The organism is Pseudomonas rustica (genome assembly GCF_049959085.1).
In the GTDB taxonomy this organism is placed as follows: Bacteria; Pseudomonadota; Gammaproteobacteria; order Pseudomonadales; family Pseudomonadaceae; genus Aquipseudomonas; species Aquipseudomonas rustica.
This window is the reverse complement of the sequence record NZ_CP188200.1, coordinates 5,659,967-5,677,078: the sequence shown is the minus strand read 5'-3', so window position 1 is coordinate 5,677,078 and position 17,112 is coordinate 5,659,967. Positions and strand designations below refer to the sequence as shown.

Genomic DNA, 17,112 nt, shown 5'->3' with positions numbered 1-17,112 from the left:
CATGCTGATCCCCGTGATTTTGTCCGGCGGTGCCGGCACTCGTTTGTGGCCGGTGTCCCGCGAGGGCCATCCGAAACCGTTCATGAATTTGCCCGACGGCCAGTCGCTGCTCGGCAAGACCTACCAGCGCGCGGCAGCTTTGCTCGACGGCTGGGGCGACATCGTCACGGTGACCAATCGCGAGTACTACTTCCAGAGCAAGGACCACTATTGCGCCGCCCACGTCTCGCGCCATCGCGGGCACTTCCTGCTGGAGCCGACCGGGCGCAACACCGCCCCGGCCATCGCTGCCGCAGCCTTGTCGCTGCAAGCGCTGCACGGTGATGACGCGATCATGGTGGTGATGCCCGCTGACCATTTGATCGTCAATCAGGACGCACTGAAAACCGCCGTGGAACACGCAGTGAATCTGGCCAAGGACGGTTATCTGGTGACTTTCGGTGTGATCCCGACCGCGCCGGAAACCGGCTTCGGCTACATCGAAACCGGCGCGCCGCTGGACGCCAAAGGCGCGGCGAAAGTGCAGCGTTTCGTCGAGAAACCCGATCTGCAAACCGCCACGCATTACCTGGAAAGCGGCAACTTCCTGTGGAACTCGGGGATGTTCTGCTTCACCACGGCGGCGGTGATTGCCGAACTGCAATTGCACGCGCCTGAACTGCTGGAACAGACCCGCGCCTGCATGGCCGCCAGCGCACCGATCGAAACCGTCGGTTGCCTGCAACAAGAGCTGTCACCGGCGCTGTTCGCGGAAATCACCGACATCTCCATCGACTACGCGCTGATGGAACGCTCGGAAAAAGTCGTGGTGGTGCCGGCCGGTTTTGACTGGAGCGACATCGGTTCGTGGGGCGCCGTCGCGGCTCTGGTGCCCGCCGATGCCGACAACAACCGCGCCAGCGGCGACGCGATCTTCATTGATAGCCACAATAACTTCGTGCAGAGCGAAGACCGGCTGGTGGCAACGGTGGGTGTGGATAACCTGATCATCGTCGACACCGCCGACGCGGTGCTGGTGGCCCACGCCGACCGTGCGCAGGACGTGCGTCGGGTGGCCAAGCAACTCAAGGACAAATCCCACGAAGCCTATCGGCTGCACCGTACCGTCAGCCGCCCGTGGGGGACTTACACGGTTCTCGAAGAAGGCCCACGCTTCAAGATCAAGCGCATCGTGGTCAAACCCGGTGGCAAGCTGTCCCTGCAAATGCACCATCACCGCAACGAACACTGGGTGGTCGTCGAAGGCATGGCCAAGGTCACCAACAACGGCACCGGCACCACGCTGGTGGCGAAAAATGAATCGACCTTTATTGCCGCCGGCCACAAACATCGCCTGGAAAACCCCGGGGTGATCGATCTGGTGATCATCGAAGTGCAAAGCGGCGAATACCTGGGAGAGGACGACATCGTCCGCTTCGAAGACCAATACGGCAGGACGGTTTAAATGCTGCTTTCCCTGTACCGCTCGTTGTACAGCTATCGGGGATTCATCCTCGGTAGCGTCAAGCGGGAGTTTCAATCGCGGTATCGCAACTCGCTGTTCGGTGCGCTGTGGACTGTGCTCAACCCGCTGTCGATGATCGTGGTCTACACAGTGATTTTTTCCCAGATCATGCGCGCGCGCCTGCCGGGTGTTGATGACGGCCTGGCTTACAGCGTCTACCTGTGTGCAGGCCTGCTGACCTGGGGACTGTTCGCCGAAATTACCTCGCGCAGCCAGGGCATGTTCCTCGAAAACGCCAACCTGCTGAAAAAAATCAGCTTCCCGCGTATCTGTCTGCCGGTGATTGCGCTCCTCAATGCCGGCATCAACTTCGCGATCATTCTGGGATTGTTCTTCGGCTTCCTGCTGATCAGCGGACGCTTGCCTGGCATGGCTTTGCTGGCGTTGATCCCGCTGCTGATCCTGCAAGTGATCTTCGCCGCCGGGCTGGGGATGTTGCTTGGCATTCTTAACGTGTTCTTTCGCGACGTCGGTCAGATGTTCGGAATTTGCCTGCAATTCTGGTTCTGGCTGACACCGATCGTTTACCCGCTGTCGATTCTGCCGCCGGGCATTCAACACGTTATCGGACTGAACCCGATGACCCCCCTGATGACCAGTTACCAGAATGTGTTTCTCTATAACCAATGGCCGGACTGGTCCTCGCTGATTCCGTTGTTAATCATCGGTCTGTTGCTCTGCGCCATGGCGTTGCGGCTGTTTCGTCATCGCGTCGGTGAAATGGTGGACGAGCTCTGATGGGACATATACGCGTTACCGGCCTGGGCAAGGCCTACAAACAGTACCCGAATCGCTGGAGCCGCCTGTTTGAATGGCTGGTGCCGTTTTCCGGAACCCGCCACCACCAGCACTGGATCCTGCAAGACGTCGACTTCGAGATCAAACCCGGGGAGGCCGTCGGCATCGTCGGCGTCAACGGCGCCGGTAAAAGCACCCTGCTGAAAATGATCACCGGCACCACCCAGCCGACCTGTGGCCACATTCAACTGGAGGGTCGGGTTGCCGCGCTGCTGGAACTGGGCATGGGTTTTCACCCGGACTTCACCGGCCGACAGAACGCCTTCATGTCGGGTCAGTTATTGGGCATGCAAGTCGAAGAGATTGAACAACTGATGCCGCAAATCGAAAGCTTTGCCGAAATCGGCGAAGCCATCGATCAACCCGTACGCACCTATTCCAGCGGGATGCAGATGCGTCTGGCGTTCAGTGTCGCCACCGCGCGACGCCCGGACATTCTGATCGTCGACGAAGCCTTGTCGGTCGGTGATGCCTACTTCCAGCACAAAAGCTTCGAACGCATACGCAGCTTCCGCGCGGCCGGTACCACTCTGCTGATCGTCTCCCATGACCGCTCGGCCATTCAGTCGATCTGCGACAGCGCCATTCTTCTCGAAAACGGGCGTCTGGCCATGCGCGGCAAACCCGAAGAAGTCATGGACTATTACAACGCCATGCTCGCTCAGCGCGAGGGGCAGACGGTACGCCAGGAAATGCTTGCCAACGGTCAGGTGCAAACCATTTCCGGCACCGGCGAAGCGGGGATTATCAGCGTGCGCCTGCTCGATGCACGCGGGCGCAGCCTCGAAGTCGCAGAAGTCGGTCAGCCTGTGGTGCTGGAGGTGCAGACCGAAGTTCGTAAAGACATCGAACGGCTGATTCTCGGTTTCATGATCAAGGATCGGCTGGGTCAGGCCATCTACGGGATCAACACCCATCGCCTCGACAAAGCCGTCACCGACCTGAGCGCCGGCGAGCGCGTGACCTTCCGCTTCGCCTTCGACATGCGTCTGGGCAAGGGCAGTTATTCGGTCGCTTTGAGCCTGTCACGTCTCGACTCACACCTGGATCGCAACTTCGAATGGCGCGATTACGGCCTGGTCTTCCACGTCATCAACAATCGCCAGGAAGACTTTGTCGGCTGCTCGTGGCTGCAAGCGCAAACCGACATCACCCGCTCCAGTGAACCCCTTGTACAAACGCCTGATATGGAGATCTTGCGATGACGCGACTGTTGGTGGAGTGCACTTACGTTTTCGAACACCCGACCGCCAACTCCGGCATTCAACGCGTGGTGCGCAACGTCATCCAGCAACTGCCGGCGGCCGATGAAACTGTCGAGTGCATCCCGGTGGTGATGATTGATGGCGGTCTCTATGAAGTGAAAAGTCTGGCCCCGCTGAAATCACCCAAGCTCGACCTGGTGAGCCTGCGCGTGAAGCTGGAGCAATGGGCCAACACCTTCTGGCTGCGCCACCGTGCATTGGAGCGACGTCGTCCGTTCAGCCAGTCGCATTTTGCCCGCCGAGTGCTCTACGTCGGCTGCCGGCTCAGCGCATTTGCCTGTTTCAGTTTGCCTATGCGCGTGCTCGAACGAGTCCTGAAAGGTAAAACCATTCCCGAACGTTGCGTCCCGTTAGCCCACCGGGCGGGCGATCAATTGGTGTTGCTCGACTCGTCATGGCACGCCAATTTTTTCCCCTTGGCCGAGCAACTCAAGCGTGACGGCGTCGGTATCATCTCGGTGATTTACGACCTGATCCCCCTGACCCATCCGCAGTTCTGCGATGCCGGCCTGGTCAAGGTTTTCAACGACTGGTTCGACTGGATCGCCCGCACGGCCGATGGCTACGTGGCGATTTCGACCACCATCCGTGATCAGGTTCGCGAGGAGATGCTGCGCCGGATTGGCGCGCAACAAGTCGAACAACGCTGGTTTGATTACTTCCACCTGGGCTCGGAACTGGATCTGAGCGATGCCGGTGCCGAGGTTGATCGAGCCTTGCTGCAGATGTTCAAAACGGCCGAGCCGGTGTTCCTCATGGTCAGCACCATCGAGCCGCGCAAAAACCATGCTTATCTGCTGGATGCCTTCGAACGCGCCTGGGCCACGGGATCCACGGCACGCTTGTGCATTGTCGGGAAAATTGGCTGGAAGTGTGATGCCTTGGTCGAGCGCATTCGCAAGCATCCAGAACTGAACCGCCGTTTGTTCATGTACAACTCTCTGTCGGACAGAAGTCTGGAACATGCCTATTCCCACGCCACCGCGCTGGTGTTCCCGTCTTACGTCGAAGGTTTCGGCTTGCCACTGGTGGAAGCCATGCAACGTGGATTACCGGCAATGGCCAGCGATATTCCGGTGTTCCGCGAAATCGGCGGCGACTACATGGCCTATTTCGATCTGGCAGACCCGCAAAGCCTGACCGATCTGGTGACCGGTATGGAGCACTCCGGCAAGTTTCCGGCCGCCCTGAGCCTTGAACAATGGCGTTGGCTCAGTTGGCGCGAAGCGAGCGCGCAATTGGTTCAGCGTATCGAGCGCAACCTGAACACATCGCTGCCTACCGAAGAGAAGCAGCATGCGCATAGCGCTTAACGCCAGAATTCTGCAGGCGCCGCGCACCGGCATCGGCCACTACGTCGCCGAACTGGTCAACGCCTTGCGCAATGAACCCGACGTCGAAGTCACGCTGTTCCACGGCTGGGGCTGGAGTTCGGCGCTGCCGGAAGCGGCCATGCCCGGTTACTCACGATTGACGCCACTGCTGCGGCAAATCCCCGGGGCCTATCAGGCGCGGCGCTGGCTGGAGCAGAAGCGTTTCGATCAGGGTCGCGCGCAAGGCATCGATCTGTACCACGAGCCGAGCCTGTGGCCGCTGGCCTTCGACGGCCCGACGGTGATTACTTTGCACGACCTCACGCACCTGCACTTCCCCGACACGCAGCCCGCCGCGCGGCTCAAGGAAATCGAGCGGCGACTGGCGATCGGCGTTGCGCAGGCGCAGTTGATTCTCACCGACTCGCAAGCCATCGCCGATGAGGCTCAGGATTATTTCGGCTTGCCGGCCGAGCGCTTTGTGGTCGCCCCGTTGGGCGTCGCGGCACGCTTTCATCCGCGTGAGCCATTGGCGATCGACGCGGTGCTCAAAACGCACGCGGTAACGGCGCGTGAGTATTTCCTCTGCGTCGGCACGCTGGAACCGCGCAAAAACCTGACGCTGGCCCTGCGCGCCCACGCCTTGTTGCCAGAAGCCGTGCGCGAGCGCTTTCCGCTGCTGATCGTCGGCATGGCCGGCTGGCAGCGCGATCAATTCAGTGACGAATTGCGTCAGGCCCTGGCCAGCGGTCATGTGTGCCTGCTCGGTTACTTGCCCGATGAACACGTGGCGCAATTGCTCGCCGGCGCGCGGGCACTGATTTTTCCTTCGCTGTACGAAGGTTTCGGTCTGCCGGTGCTGGAGGCAATGGCCAGTGGCACGCCGGTGGTGGTCACCGGTTCTTCGGCGATGCCGGAAGTAGCGGGCCCGGCCGGCAACTATATTGAAGCTGACGATGCACAAGGCTTGCGCGATGCGATGAGCCTTTTGATCGACGATCAAGCACATTGGCAGGCATGCCGAGAAGCCGGATTGCAGCAGGCACGGCTTTTTTCCTGGGAGCGTTGTGCACAGGCCACGGCCGGTGCCTACCGCCAGGCCATGGGAGGTTGATATGCGCGTACTTCACTTTTTCAAAACTTACCTGCCGGACTCGGTCGGCGGCATCGAACAAGTGATCTTCCAGCTCTGCGAAAGCGGCGCCCAGCACGGTATCGACGGTCAGGTGCTGACACTCAGCAGCGACCCGACACCGCCCGTGGTCAAACTCGGTCACCACGAAGTGCACCGCGCCAAACTCGACATTCAGTTCGCCTCCACCGGTTTTTCCTGGAGCGTGTTCAAACAGTTTCGCGAAATGGCCGCCGAGGCTGACGTGGTCAACTATCACTTCCCGTGGCCGTTTATGGATCTGGTGCATTTCGCCAGCGGCATGCAAAAACCCAGCGTCGTGACCTACCACTCGGACATCATTCGCCAGAAGCACCTGCTGAAACTTTACCGGCCACTGATGAACCGCTTCCTCGCCAGCGCCGATCGTATTGTCGCGGCGTCGCCAAACTACCTGCACACCAGCGATGTGCTGCAGCAGTTTCAGGACAAGACTCGAGTCATCCCCTACGGTTTGAACAAGGCCGGTTATCCACAGGCCGATAGCGAGCGCATGAACCGCTGGCGCCAGCAGCTTGGGGATAAGTTTTTCCTGTTCGTCGGGGTCATGCGTTATTACAAAGGCCTGCACATCCTGCTCAATGCGCTGAAAGACGTGGATTACCCGGTGGTGATCGTCGGCGCCGGCCCGCTTGAGCAAGAGTTGCATGCGCAAGCTGCAGCGTTGGGGCTGCGCAACATTCATTTCCTCGGCCGCTTGGGCGATGAAGACAAAGTCGCGTTGCTGCAATTGAGCTACGCGATCGTCTTCCCGTCGCACCTGCGTTCGGAAGCGTTCGGTATTTCGCTGCTGGAAGGCGCGATGTACGGCAAACCGATGATCTCCAGCGAGATCGGCACCGGCACCAGTTACATCAATATTCACAACGAGACCGGATTGGTGGTGCCGCCGAGTCATCCACAGGCATTTCGCGAGGCGATGCGTACGCTCTGGGATGATCCGGTGCGTGCGGCGGCGATGGGGGTGAAAGCGGAGGCGCGGTATCGGCAGTTATTCACAGCCGATGAAATGGGCCGCAAATGGACGGAGCTGTATCAGGAATTGCTCGAAGAAAAATCCCTGTCCTACGCATGATTTCGGCCTGAAACACATTCCACTGTAGGAGCTGCCGAAGGCTGCGATCTTTTGACTTTTGTTTTCAAGATCAAAAGATCGTCCGATCGCGGCCCGAGCCTTCGGCAGCTCCTACAGGGATCGGTTTATAAATCCAAGACCAAGGGTTGGCCGCTCTGCGCCGGCACCGCACAACAAATCAGCACATGCCCCGCCTCCGGCATATCCGCCGGCACCTGTGGATAATTCACCGCGCCGCTGACCAGCCGCGTCTTGCAGGTTCCACATGAACCACCTCGGCAACTGAACTCCGGACGCAATCCACGGCTCTCCGCCAGTTCCAGCAAACTGCCGCCATCCGGCTGCCAACGCGCCTCTTTCGCCGAACGCTCGAACACCACCGGAACCGAAGTGGTCGCTACGGGCGGTTGCTCAATCACGATTGCATCCGGATCGGCCTGACGTTTCAGTGTCGACGGGCCAAAGGTTTCCGCATAAATCTGCGCGTCGCGTACATCCAGTTCGCGCAGGGTGTCGTACAGCCCTTGGGTAAAACCACTGGGGCCACAGAGGACAAAATCGATCTGGTCGAAATCATCGACCTCCAGCACATTCCTCAACACCTCGCCGTCAATCCGCCCCGGCAAATCGAAGTCCGCACCTTCCTGCACATCGGCTTCCGGCTGGCTGAGCAAACGCAACACCCGCACCGCATCGCCAGACGTTTCCAGCAAGCGATCCAGCTCCTTGCGAAACGGTTGATCGGCCAGGCTGCGTGAACTCTGCAACAACAGCGTCGGACGAATCCTCCTCGTCCGTAAGCCCTGGTACACCACCTCGCGCAGCATCGACAGCAACGGCGTAATTCCCACACCGGCCGCCAACAACACCAACGGTCGCTGCTCCAGCGGTACGACGGTGAAATGCCCCTGCGGCGCACGCGCTTCGAGTACATCGCCAACATTAATCTGCTCATGCAGATGCGACGAAATCAGGCCCTCACGCTTGACGCTGATCCGGTAGAAACCATCCGATGGCGCACTCGAAAGGCTGTAAGTACGAATGTGTACCTCGCCCTCCACGGTGAAACGCAGCGGCAAATGCTGACCGGCAAGAAACACCGGCAAACCGGCGCCATCGGCGGGCTCCAGATAGATCGAGCGAATGTGCTGACTCTCCGCTTCAATCTTCGTCACCCGCAGAGGCCGCCATTGATTGCCCAGCGCCTGCGCCTGCAAACGTGCGTCCGCCTCGGCCCAGTTACCGGTCAACAGACTGGTCGGCGACATGCCGTCGAAGCGCCAGCGCAACGCCAATGCTGCCGGACGTCGCACCAGTTTTTCCACGTCAAATGTCCACAGGCGTTCCGCGCCTTGAAACGCCTCGATTTGCGGGCCTTCGAGAATGATCTCGGTGCGCCCGCTGAGTTGCAGTACATCGCCTGTGGAAAAGTCGATGAACAGCAGGCCGGCCTTGGGGTTGAGCAATAAATTGCCGAGGGTATTGAAATGCAGATTGCCGGCAAAGTCGGGGATGGTCAGACGATTCCCTTCCACCCGGACGAAACCTGGCTGCCCACCGCGGTGGGAAACATCCACCGCGCGCTGACCATCAACATCGACATAACTGGCGACGAAGAACGTGTCGGCGCCTTCGATCAACGCCGTGGCCGTCTCATCGAGAGCGTCCAGATGCTGAGCCGGGCGGGTTTGCGGATCCGTCAGTGGCACGCGCTGAAACTGGCGCAACTGAATGTATTGCGGGCAGTTGCCGAAAGCCTGATCGACGCTGACGTCGAATCCCTGCGCGGTCAGATTATCGACATGGCCGTTGAGGCGATTGCGCCGGCGGGTGTGCAGCTCGATGCCGAGCAAACCGATCGGCTCGCCATTGCGCAGTTGCGCCGGGTCATCGGCCGAGGTTTGGCTGGCGAAATGCAGGTGCTCGGGATCCGGCGAATGAGCAAACCCCGGCGCACCTTCAAGCACACTGGCCCACGGCCGACCCTGCGCATCGACGGCGCCGTACAGCATAAAGGGCAATTGTTGATAGAACTCACGGTGCTGATCCGGCATCCACGTGCGAATCACCTTACGCCCGAATGCCTCCATGCGTTCGGCAACCCCGACTTTCGCCTGCAACTGTTGCTCGCCAGCGTGCCACGGTGAACGTTCCATCACGACCTCTCCCCTGCACCGTCGGCACAGTGTGGATTGCGGGAATCAGACTGCGGTTTGCAGGCCGGCGACGGTGCGCGGCATGCCGACAAAACCGGGCAAGGCTTCGACCCGGGCCAGCCAGGCGCGAACGTTGCCGTACTCATCCAGCGACACATTGCCTTCCGGCGCATGAGCGATGTAACTGTAGGCCGAGACGTCGGCGATGGTCGGTTCTTCGCCGGCCAGATACGGAGTTTTGCCCAGTTCGACGTCCATCACTTTCAGCAGGTTGTGCGCACGGGTGATGGCTTCATCAGCGTTCAGTTGCGCGCCGAATACTGTGACCAAGCGTGCAGCAGCAGGGCCGAAAGCAATCGGCCCGGCGGCTGCCGACAACCAACGCTGCACATGCGCGGCACCGACCGGATCCGCAGGCAGCCAACGTCCGTTGCCATACTTCTGCGCCAGATACACCAGAATAGCGTTGGAATCGGCGAGCACCACGCCGCCGTCATCAATCGCCGGGACTTGGCCGAAGCTGTTGATGGCCAGATACGCGGGCTGCTTGTGCTCACCCTTGGCCAGATCGACGAAAATCAGCTCGGTCGGCAATTGCAGCAGGGACAGCATCAACTCGACGCGATGAGCGTGGCCAGAACGCGGGAAGTTGTAGAGTTTGATCGCTTGCATGGTCGACTCCGCTGAACAGGGGCGCCGCTGCGGGGATGAGCGCGCCGAGGGGGCCATCTTCCCCTGATCGCGAAAACAACAGAATCACCAGTAACTGCAAACGATTATTTCAGCTCGTGCAATAACGCTGCATTTTTCAACGCGGGATGTTCGCGCAAAGCCTGTACCGCGAAATCGACAAAACTGCGGATCCGCGCCGGCGCCTTGCGCCCGCCCTGATAGACCACATGGATCGGTAATGCGGGCAGTTCGAATTCGGCGAGGACGATTTCCAATTCACCGGCAGCCACCTTGCTCGCCACCTGATAAGACAAGACTCGCGTCATCCCCAAGCCCATGGCAGCCGCCGTAATTGCAGCCTGATTGGCCGTGACGATCAGACGCGGTTCAGGTCGCACGCTGAACGGTTCGCCGCCATCGAGAAACGGCCAGGTGCGTTGCTGGCCAATTGCTGAAGTCGCCACAACGGGCACGCCTGCCAGCGCATGAGGATGAATCGGCCGACCGTGCCTGGCGAAATAGTCCGGCGAACCACAAATCACCCGACGCACCTCACCGACCCGGATCGCATGCTGGCTGCTGTCGGGCAGATCACCGATGCGCACCGCCACATCGATACCCTCTTCGACCATGTTGACGATCCGGTCGACCAGCACCGCGTTGATCGTGACTTCCGGATACTGCGCGAGATAACCCGCCATCACCGGCGTTACAAACAGATCGCCGAACAACACCGGCGCCGTCACCGTCAATTGCCCACGCGGCTGCGCATGACTGCCCGCCGCCGAATCCTCGGCTTCCTGCACCTCCGCGAGAATTCTCCGACAATCCTCCAGATAACGCTGCCCCGCCTCGCTCAAATGCACACTGCGCGTGGTACGAATCAACAACTGCGTACCAATGCGCAACTCCAGCGCCGCCACCGCCCGCGTCACGCTTGCTGCGGAAAGGCCCAAACGCCGCGCGGCCGCAGAGAAGCCTTGCTCTTGGGCTACGGTGGTGAAGATGTGCATTTCCTGGAAGCGATCCATTCAACAACTCCTTAGCTTGCAGCCATCATTCGTTGATGCAAGTCCGGAAATAGAAGCTGTGCAAACCACACGGGCAATCCCGGATAAAGATCTCGGGCTTTAGGCGTAGCACTTTCCACAAGTCCCAGCTGCACAAGACTTCTAAGTTGATCAGTCGCGACCCGGTCAGACAGTCCGGTGAATATCTTGAAATCCGCCCGACTCAGCACGCCCTGAGTCAGCAGAATGTGCAAAGCACGTGCTGCCTCGGGCTTGAGACCGGCCCTTTTAATACGCTCGTCCCACGCAAAAATGGTGTGAAGTCTTTCACGCATGTTGGAGACGTTCAGAGCCTGCTCGGTATAGCGCATCTGATCCAGACAGGTCTCCAGCATGAAACCGACAAATTCGAACAGCCCGGCTTGGGTGAGTTGACCAAGCCCATCCAGATCACCGCGACGCGATTTGTCCGCATTGGCCAAACGCGCGTAATAAGTATCCTGCTGCCGAGCAAGTCCTCGCGATAACGACCACAAGGGCGATACAAGTCCCAGTTTCTGCAGTTGCAGGTGGGTGATCAGCCTGCCGGTGCGACCGTTTCCATCAACGAAAGGATGCACCCAGGCTAATCGATGGTGATAAGCCATGACCGCGAGCAAGCGGCTCCGCGCATCGGGCAAGCGGCCGTAGACCTGCTGCATACGATTGAGCATCGGTGTTACGGATTGACTGGACGGCGCGGCATGATTGCCGACGAGAACTTCCTGGGCCGCTACATCTCGAAGCTGGCCAGGCACCAATCGACTTGCGTCGCGCAAATGCAATTGGTCACCGCTGGCCCCCTGAAACAGGCGCTTATGTACCCGGGAAACAAATGCGCTGCTGAACATTGCCTCCCAAGGCAGTTTGTTGTGCAGTGTCAGCGCTCGTTCAAAAGCTTGCTGTGTACCGATATGCGTCACCGCCAGCTCAGTCAGCTCTTTGGGATTACGTCTCGGGGCTGTCGGCGCAAGCGTTACCGGCTCAGTAAATTGGCCCTCAATCAGATTGCTGTAAAAGCTGCTGGTGACCCGCAGCAATCCACCCACTCGCCGAACCATTTGCGGAGCAACGATGGCGCTGAGTTTTCCTGCCTGAAATGGCACTTGCTCTGCCAATTGCAGAATTTCACTGGGAAATGTCGGAACCAGCGGCTCCAGCCAATGATTCCCCAAGATAGCTTCAGCGCTCATTCGACCTCCAAGATTCGCGGATTTTTTCGCGGATTTCAGAGTACGCCACAACCACCGGTTTACCTAGCCATAGGTAATGTAGGAATAGTCGGAAGTTCGAGTAATACGCGGATTTATTTGCGGATTTTTTGAAGATAAATAGCGAGAGTGTTGGAGCCTAAAAAGCAACGCAGGAGCAAGAAATTCTCGCCCCCGCGTAAGACCAATTACTCCACCGTCACCGACTTCGCCAGATTACGCGGCTGATCCACGTCCGTGCCCTTGAGCACCGCAACGTAGTACGACAGCAACTGCAGCGGGATCGTATAGAGGATCGGCGAGAGGATGTCGTGGATGTGCGGCATTTGCACCACGTGGGTGCCTTCGCCGTTGGTCATCCCGGCTTTTTCGTCGGCGAACACGATCAGTTCGCCGCCACGGGCGCGGACTTCCTGCAGGTTGGATTTGAGCTTTTCCAGCAGTTCGTTGTTGGGCGCAACGGTGACCACTGGCATGTCGTTATCCACCAGCGCCAGCGGGCCGTGTTTCAGTTCGCCGGCCGGGTAGGCTTCGGCGTGGATGTAGGAGATTTCCTTGAGCTTCAAGGCACCTTCCATCGCGACCGGAAATTGCGCGCCACGACCGAGGAACAAGGTGTGGTTCTTTTCGGCGAACAGTTCGGCGATTTTTTCCACGGTGCTGTCCATGGCCAGCGCTTCGCCGAGGCGGGTTGGCAGGCGGCGCAATTCTTCGACCAAAGTGGCTTCAACGCCTTTGGCGAGGCTGCCGCGCACTTGGCCCAGCGACAGGGTCAACAACAACAGGCCGACCAGTTGCGTGGTGAAGGCTTTGGTCGAAGCGACGCCGATTTCGCGGCCGGCCTGGGTCAGCAGGGTCAGGTCGGATTCACGCACCAGCGAGCTGATGCCGACGTTGCAGATTGCCAGGCTGGCGAGGAAACCCAGCTCTTTGGCATTGCGCAGGGCGGCCAGGGTGTCGGCGGTTTCGCCGGATTGCGAGATGGTCACGAACAAGGTGTCCGGCTGCACCACAACTTTGCGGTAGCGGAATTCGCTGGCGACTTCGACCTGGCACGGGATGCCGGCCAGTTCTTCCAGCCAATAACGCGCGACCATACCGGCGTGGTAGCTGGTGCCGCAGGCGACGATCTGCACGTTGCGCACTTTGGCGAACAGCTCGGCGGCTTGCGTACCGAAAGCTTGCACCAGCACTTGATCATTGCTCAGTCGACCTTCGAGGGTGCGCTGGACAACGGCCGGTTGCTCGTGGATTTCCTTGAGCATGTAGTGGCGGAATTCGCCTTTGTCGGCAGCTTCGGCGCCGTCGGTGTACTGCACGGTCTGGCGCTCGACAGCGTTGCCGCTCACGTCCCAGATCTGCACGTTATCGCGGCGAATTTCGGCGATATCGCCTTCTTCCAGGTACATGAAGCGGTCAGTCACCTGACGCAGCGCCAATTGATCGGAAGCGAGGAAGTTCTCGCCCAGTCCCAGACCAATCACCAACGGGCTGCCACTGCGCGCGGCCACCAGACGATCCGGCTGCTTGGCGTTGATCACCGCCAGACCATAAGCGCCATGCAGTTCTTTGACGGTGGCTTTGAGTGCCACGGTGAGATCAGGCTGATCCTTGAGTTTATGGTTGAGCAGGTGGGCGATGACTTCGGTGTCGGTGTCCGAGGTGAACACGTAGCCCAGCGCTTTCAGTTGCTCGCGCAGGGCTTCGTGGTTCTCGATGATGCCGTTATGCACCACGGCGATTTCGCCGGAGAAATGCGGGTGGGCGTTACGTTCGCACGGCGCGCCGTGGGTGGCCCAACGGGTGTGGGCGATACCCAGACGACCCACCAGCGGGTGCTCGGCCAGTGCAGTTTCGAGTTCGCTGACTTTGCCCGGGCGACGCATGCGCTCGAGGGTTTCGTCGTTGGTGTACACCGCCACACCGGCGCTGTCGTAACCACGGTATTCGAGGCGTTTGAGGCCTTCGAGCAGGATGGCGGTGATGTTACGTTCAGCGACTGCGCCGACAATTCCACACATGCTTATTTCTCCTGACTGACAGCCGCGCAAATCACGTTGATACCGCGGGCCTGGATCTGATCGCGTGCATCGATGGGCAGGCGATCATCGGTAATTAGGGTATGGACGCTGCTCCATGGCAGCTCCAGATTGGGAATCTTGCGGCCGATCTTGTCGGCCTCGACCATGACGATGACTTCCCGCGCCACGTCCGCCATGACCCGGCTCAAACCGAGCAGTTCATTGAAGGTCGTGGTACCGCGCACCAGATCGATACCATCGGCGCCGATGAACAACTGGTCGAAGTCGTAAGAGCGTAGTACCTGCTCGGCGACCTGGCCCTGAAAGGATTCCGAATGCGGATCCCAGGTACCACCGGTCATCAACAACACCGGTTCGTGTTCGAGTTCGCTCAAGGCATTGGCGACGTGCAGGGAATTGGTCATCACCACCAGACCTGGCTGCTGGCCAAGTTCGGGGATCATCGCGGCGGTGGTGCTGCCGCTGTCGATGATGATGCGCGCGTGCTCGCGGATGCGTTTCACCGCCGCGCGGGCAATCGCCTGTTTGTATTTGGAAACGCTCTGCGCGGTTTCCGCGACCAGCTCCTGCGGCATGGTGATCGCCCCGCCGTAACGGCGCAGCAACAAGCCATGGCTTTCCAGTGCGGCGAGATCCTTGCGAATCGTAACTTCAGAGGTTTCGAAGCGCTTGGCTAGCTCATCCACACTGACTTCGCCCTGCTCGTTGAGCAAGGCGAGAATGTTGTGGCGGCGTTGGGGCGTGTTGCGTTTCGACATGGCGGCTTAAGTTTCGATTCGAAAGATAACGGAAGCAATCAAAACCTATTGGCCATAAATCGTCAACCCATTGCTTATAAAAAAATCGCAGCCCTCCGACAGTCCCCGTAGGAGCTGCCGAAGGCTGCGATCTTTTGATCTTCAAAAAGCCGCTGTGGATAACTCAGTCCTTTTTGATCTTCACCGGCCGCTTCCAGCCATCAATGTTCTTCTGCCGCGCGCGACCAACCGCCAACTGCGCGTTATCCACATTCTGCGTAATCGTAGAGCCGGCCGCCGTGGTTGCACCGTCGGAGATATCCACAGGCGCGACCAACGAGTTATTGGAGCCGATGAACACATCTGCACCTAACACGGTTTTCCACTTGTTGGCGCCGTCATAGTTGCAGGTGATGGTGCCAGCACCCACGTTGGTGCGCGCACCGATTTCGGCATCGCCCAAATAGGTCAAGTGACCGGCCTTCGCGCCCTCGCCCATGTGCGCATTCTTCAGCTCAACAAAGTTACCCACATGCGCGCGCGCTTCAAGCACGGTGCCCGGACGCAGACGCGCGAACGGACCGGCATCGCTGCCCTCGCCCATTACGGCACCTTCGATATGACTGTTGGCCTTGATCACCACGCCTTTGCGCAGGGTGCTGTCCTTGATCACACAGTTCGGGCCGATCACCACGTCGTCTTCGATAACAACGTTGCCTTCGAGGATCACGTTGATGTCGATCAGCACATCGCGACCAACGGTCACTTCACCGCGCACATCAAAACGCGCCGGGTCACGCAGGGTCACGCCTTGCGCCATCAAACGGCGGCCGGCGCGCAACTGGTAATGACGCTCCAGCTCGGCCAGTTGTTTGCGATCGTTGGCGCCCTGCACTTCCATTGGGTCGTGCGGTTGTTCGGTGGCCACTACCAGACCATCGTTGACCGCCATTTCGATCACGTCGGTTAGGTAGTACTCGCCCTGAGCGTTATTGTTCGACAGCCGGCTCATCCAGTCGGCCAGACGATCGGCCGGGACGGCGAGAATGCCGGTGTTGCCTTCGGTGATTGCGCGCTGCGCTTCGCTGGCGTCTTTGTGCTCAACGATAGCCGCGACCTTACCCTCGGCATCGCGCACGATACGGCCGTAACCGGTCGGGTCGTCGAGTTCGACGGTGAGCAAACCCATCTGCCCCGGCACGACGTGCTTAAGCAGACGTTGCAGGGTTTCGACTTCGATCAGCGGAACGTCACCGTAAAGGATCAGCACGGTGTCAGCGGTAATGAATGGCACAGCCTGGGCGGTGGCGTGGCCGGTGCCGAGCTGTTTGTCCTGCAGGACGAAATTCAGATCATCAGCCGCCAGACGTTCACGCACCACATCGGCGCCATGGCCAATCACTACATGGATGCGTTGTGGATCGAGTTGGCGGGCGCTGTGGATAACATGGCCCAGCATGGAGTTGCCGGCAATCGGGTGCAAAACCTTCGGCAGGGCCGAACGCATACGAGTGCCTTGACCGGCCGCGAGGATAACGATTTCAAGAGACATGACTGGCTACCAATCCTGGGTGGTCAGCTACTGCGACCGGGTTTGAATTCGGAAAAAGAAAAAAGGGTAGCCGAGGCTACCCTTTTTTATCAATCGCACAACAAGCGGCTGACGGATTAACCGCCAAACTTCTTGCGGATCTGCTGGACGGTGCGCAGCTGAGCTGCAGCCTCGGCCAGACGAGCTGACGCAGCGCTGTAGTCGAAATCAGCGCCCTTTTCATGCAGAGCATGCTCGGCAGCCTTGAGAGCTGCTTGAGCCTGAGCTTCATCCAGGTCGGCAGCACGTTGCACGGTATCGGCAAGCACTTTGACCATGTTCGGCTGAACCTCGAGGAAACCACCGGAGATGTAGAACACCTCGGCTTCCCCGCCTTGCTTGATCAGGCGGATCGGACCTGGCTTCAGATTAGTGATCAGCGGCGCGTGACCCAGAGCGATACCAAGATCACCCAGTGCACCGTGCGCAATCACCATCTCGACCAGGCCGGAAAAGATTTCCCCTTCCGCGCTGACGATATCGCAATGGACTGTCATAGCCATCTGATTGCCTCAACCTAAATTAGCG

The 17,112-nt window shown here is 59.3% G+C and carries 14 protein-coding genes; 6 read left to right on the top strand and 8 right to left on the bottom strand.

Annotation, left to right across the window (positions count from 1 at the left end; genetic code table 11):
• The first annotated feature begins 1 nt into the window (after position 1).
• From ACP3TY_RS25745 to ACP3TY_RS25720, 6 genes are read left to right on the top strand one after another with little or no spacing between them, the layout of a single operon-like run.
• Positions 2-1,444, top strand: a complete 1,443-nt coding sequence (locus tag ACP3TY_RS25745; protein ID WP_159813279.1) for a mannose-1-phosphate guanylyltransferase/mannose-6-phosphate isomerase — start codon at positions 2-4, stop codon at positions 1,442-1,444.
• Positions 1,445-2,242: an ABC transporter permease gene (locus tag ACP3TY_RS25740; RefSeq protein ID WP_053125263.1), complete on the top strand. Its 798-nt coding sequence runs from the start codon at positions 1,445-1,447 to the stop codon at positions 2,240-2,242.
• Entirely contained in the window at positions 2,242-3,507 is a 1,266-nt protein-coding gene (locus ACP3TY_RS25735; RefSeq protein ID WP_053125265.1) for an ABC transporter ATP-binding protein, read from the top strand. Before ACP3TY_RS25740 ends, ACP3TY_RS25735 begins: the two co-directional genes overlap by 1 nt.
• Positions 3,504-4,880, top strand: coding sequence for a glycosyltransferase family 4 protein (locus tag ACP3TY_RS25730; RefSeq protein ID WP_426618772.1), 1,377 nt, complete (start codon positions 3,504-3,506; stop codon positions 4,878-4,880). Before ACP3TY_RS25735 ends, ACP3TY_RS25730 begins: the two co-directional genes overlap by 4 nt.
• On the top strand, positions 4,864-5,994 hold the full coding sequence (locus ACP3TY_RS25725; RefSeq protein ID WP_426618771.1) for a glycosyltransferase family 4 protein: 1,131 nt from the start codon (positions 4,864-4,866) through the stop codon (positions 5,992-5,994). Before ACP3TY_RS25730 ends, ACP3TY_RS25725 begins: the two co-directional genes overlap by 17 nt.
• Before the next feature lies 1 nt (position 5,995).
• The gene (locus ACP3TY_RS25720) at positions 5,996-7,126 is read left to right on the top strand and encodes a glycosyltransferase family 4 protein (RefSeq protein WP_426618770.1); all 1,131 of its coding nucleotides are present in this window, start codon (positions 5,996-5,998) and stop codon (positions 7,124-7,126) included.
• 125 nt (positions 7,127-7,251) lie between these two features.
• Here the strand turns inward: ACP3TY_RS25720 and ACP3TY_RS25715 are convergent, their stop codons facing one another.
• The 8 genes from ACP3TY_RS25715 to ACP3TY_RS25680 all read right to left on the bottom strand — a co-directional run bounded on the left by ACP3TY_RS25715 (position 7,252) and on the right by ACP3TY_RS25680 (position 17,087).
• Positions 7,252-9,282 carry a pyridoxamine 5'-phosphate oxidase family protein gene (locus tag ACP3TY_RS25715; protein WP_426618769.1) on the bottom strand — a complete coding sequence of 677 codons (2,031 nt, stop codon included), beginning with the start codon at positions 9,280-9,282 and terminating at the stop codon, positions 7,252-7,254.
• A 45-nt stretch (positions 9,283-9,327) separates the two neighbouring features.
• Complete coding sequence (locus tag ACP3TY_RS25710; protein WP_212550286.1) at positions 9,328-9,954, bottom strand: glutathione S-transferase family protein; 627 nt, start codon at positions 9,952-9,954, stop codon at positions 9,328-9,330.
• 104 nt (positions 9,955-10,058) lie between these two features.
• On the bottom strand, positions 10,059-10,985 hold the full coding sequence (locus ACP3TY_RS25705; RefSeq protein ID WP_426618768.1) for a LysR family transcriptional regulator: 927 nt from the start codon (positions 10,983-10,985) through the stop codon (positions 10,059-10,061).
• Positions 10,986-10,996: 11 nt separating this feature from the next.
• Entirely contained in the window at positions 10,997-12,196 is a 1,200-nt protein-coding gene (locus ACP3TY_RS25700) for a Fic family protein (protein WP_426618767.1), read from the bottom strand.
• Between the two features lie 206 nt (positions 12,197-12,402).
• On the bottom strand, positions 12,403-14,235 hold the full coding sequence (glmS, locus tag ACP3TY_RS25695) for a glutamine--fructose-6-phosphate transaminase (isomerizing) (RefSeq protein WP_426618766.1): 1,833 nt from the start codon (positions 14,233-14,235) through the stop codon (positions 12,403-12,405).
• Between the two features lie 2 nt (positions 14,236-14,237).
• Positions 14,238-15,014, bottom strand: a complete 777-nt coding sequence (locus tag ACP3TY_RS25690) for a DeoR/GlpR family DNA-binding transcription regulator (RefSeq protein WP_053125280.1) — start codon at positions 15,012-15,014, stop codon at positions 14,238-14,240.
• A 163-nt stretch (positions 15,015-15,177) separates the two neighbouring features.
• The gene (gene glmU, locus ACP3TY_RS25685) at positions 15,178-16,545 is read right to left on the bottom strand and encodes a bifunctional UDP-N-acetylglucosamine diphosphorylase/glucosamine-1-phosphate N-acetyltransferase GlmU (RefSeq protein ID WP_212550278.1); all 1,368 of its coding nucleotides are present in this window, start codon (positions 16,543-16,545) and stop codon (positions 15,178-15,180) included.
• A 116-nt stretch (positions 16,546-16,661) separates the two neighbouring features.
• Entirely contained in the window at positions 16,662-17,087 is a 426-nt protein-coding gene (locus tag ACP3TY_RS25680; RefSeq protein ID WP_053125284.1) for a F0F1 ATP synthase subunit epsilon, read from the bottom strand.
• Positions 17,088-17,112: the final 25 nt, after the last annotated feature.

What these genes read in the sequence shown, in the direction of transcription:
- glmS (WP_426618766.1), bottom strand. Translation starts at nt 14,235, where the DNA reads ATGTGTGGAATTGTCGGCGCAGTCGCTGAACGTAACATCACCGCCATC.
- glmU (WP_212550278.1), bottom strand. Translation starts at nt 16,545, where the DNA reads ATGTCTCTTGAAATCGTTATCCTCGCGGCCGGTCAAGGCACTCGTATG.
- ACP3TY_RS25700 (WP_426618767.1), bottom strand. Translation starts at nt 12,196, where the DNA reads ATGAGCGCTGAAGCTATCTTGGGGAATCATTGGCTGGAGCCGCTGGTT.
- ACP3TY_RS25745 (WP_159813279.1), top strand. Translation starts at nt 2, where the DNA reads ATGCTGATCCCCGTGATTTTGTCCGGCGGTGCCGGCACTCGTTTGTGG.
- ACP3TY_RS25690 (WP_053125280.1), bottom strand. Translation starts at nt 15,014, where the DNA reads ATGTCGAAACGCAACACGCCCCAACGCCGCCACAACATTCTCGCCTTG.
- ACP3TY_RS25680 (WP_053125284.1), bottom strand. Translation starts at nt 17,087, where the DNA reads ATGGCTATGACAGTCCATTGCGATATCGTCAGCGCGGAAGGGGAAATC.
- ACP3TY_RS25730 (WP_426618772.1), top strand. Translation starts at nt 3,504, where the DNA reads ATGACGCGACTGTTGGTGGAGTGCACTTACGTTTTCGAACACCCGACC.
- ACP3TY_RS25725 (WP_426618771.1), top strand. Translation starts at nt 4,864, where the DNA reads ATGCGCATAGCGCTTAACGCCAGAATTCTGCAGGCGCCGCGCACCGGC.
- ACP3TY_RS25715 (WP_426618769.1), bottom strand. Translation starts at nt 9,282, where the DNA reads ATGGAACGTTCACCGTGGCACGCTGGCGAGCAACAGTTGCAGGCGAAA.
- ACP3TY_RS25710 (WP_212550286.1), bottom strand. Translation starts at nt 9,954, where the DNA reads ATGCAAGCGATCAAACTCTACAACTTCCCGCGTTCTGGCCACGCTCAT.
- ACP3TY_RS25740 (WP_053125263.1), top strand. Translation starts at nt 1,445, where the DNA reads ATGCTGCTTTCCCTGTACCGCTCGTTGTACAGCTATCGGGGATTCATC.
- ACP3TY_RS25720 (WP_426618770.1), top strand. Translation starts at nt 5,996, where the DNA reads ATGCGCGTACTTCACTTTTTCAAAACTTACCTGCCGGACTCGGTCGGC.
- ACP3TY_RS25705 (WP_426618768.1), bottom strand. Translation starts at nt 10,985, where the DNA reads ATGGATCGCTTCCAGGAAATGCACATCTTCACCACCGTAGCCCAAGAG.
- ACP3TY_RS25735 (WP_053125265.1), top strand. Translation starts at nt 2,242, where the DNA reads ATGGGACATATACGCGTTACCGGCCTGGGCAAGGCCTACAAACAGTAC.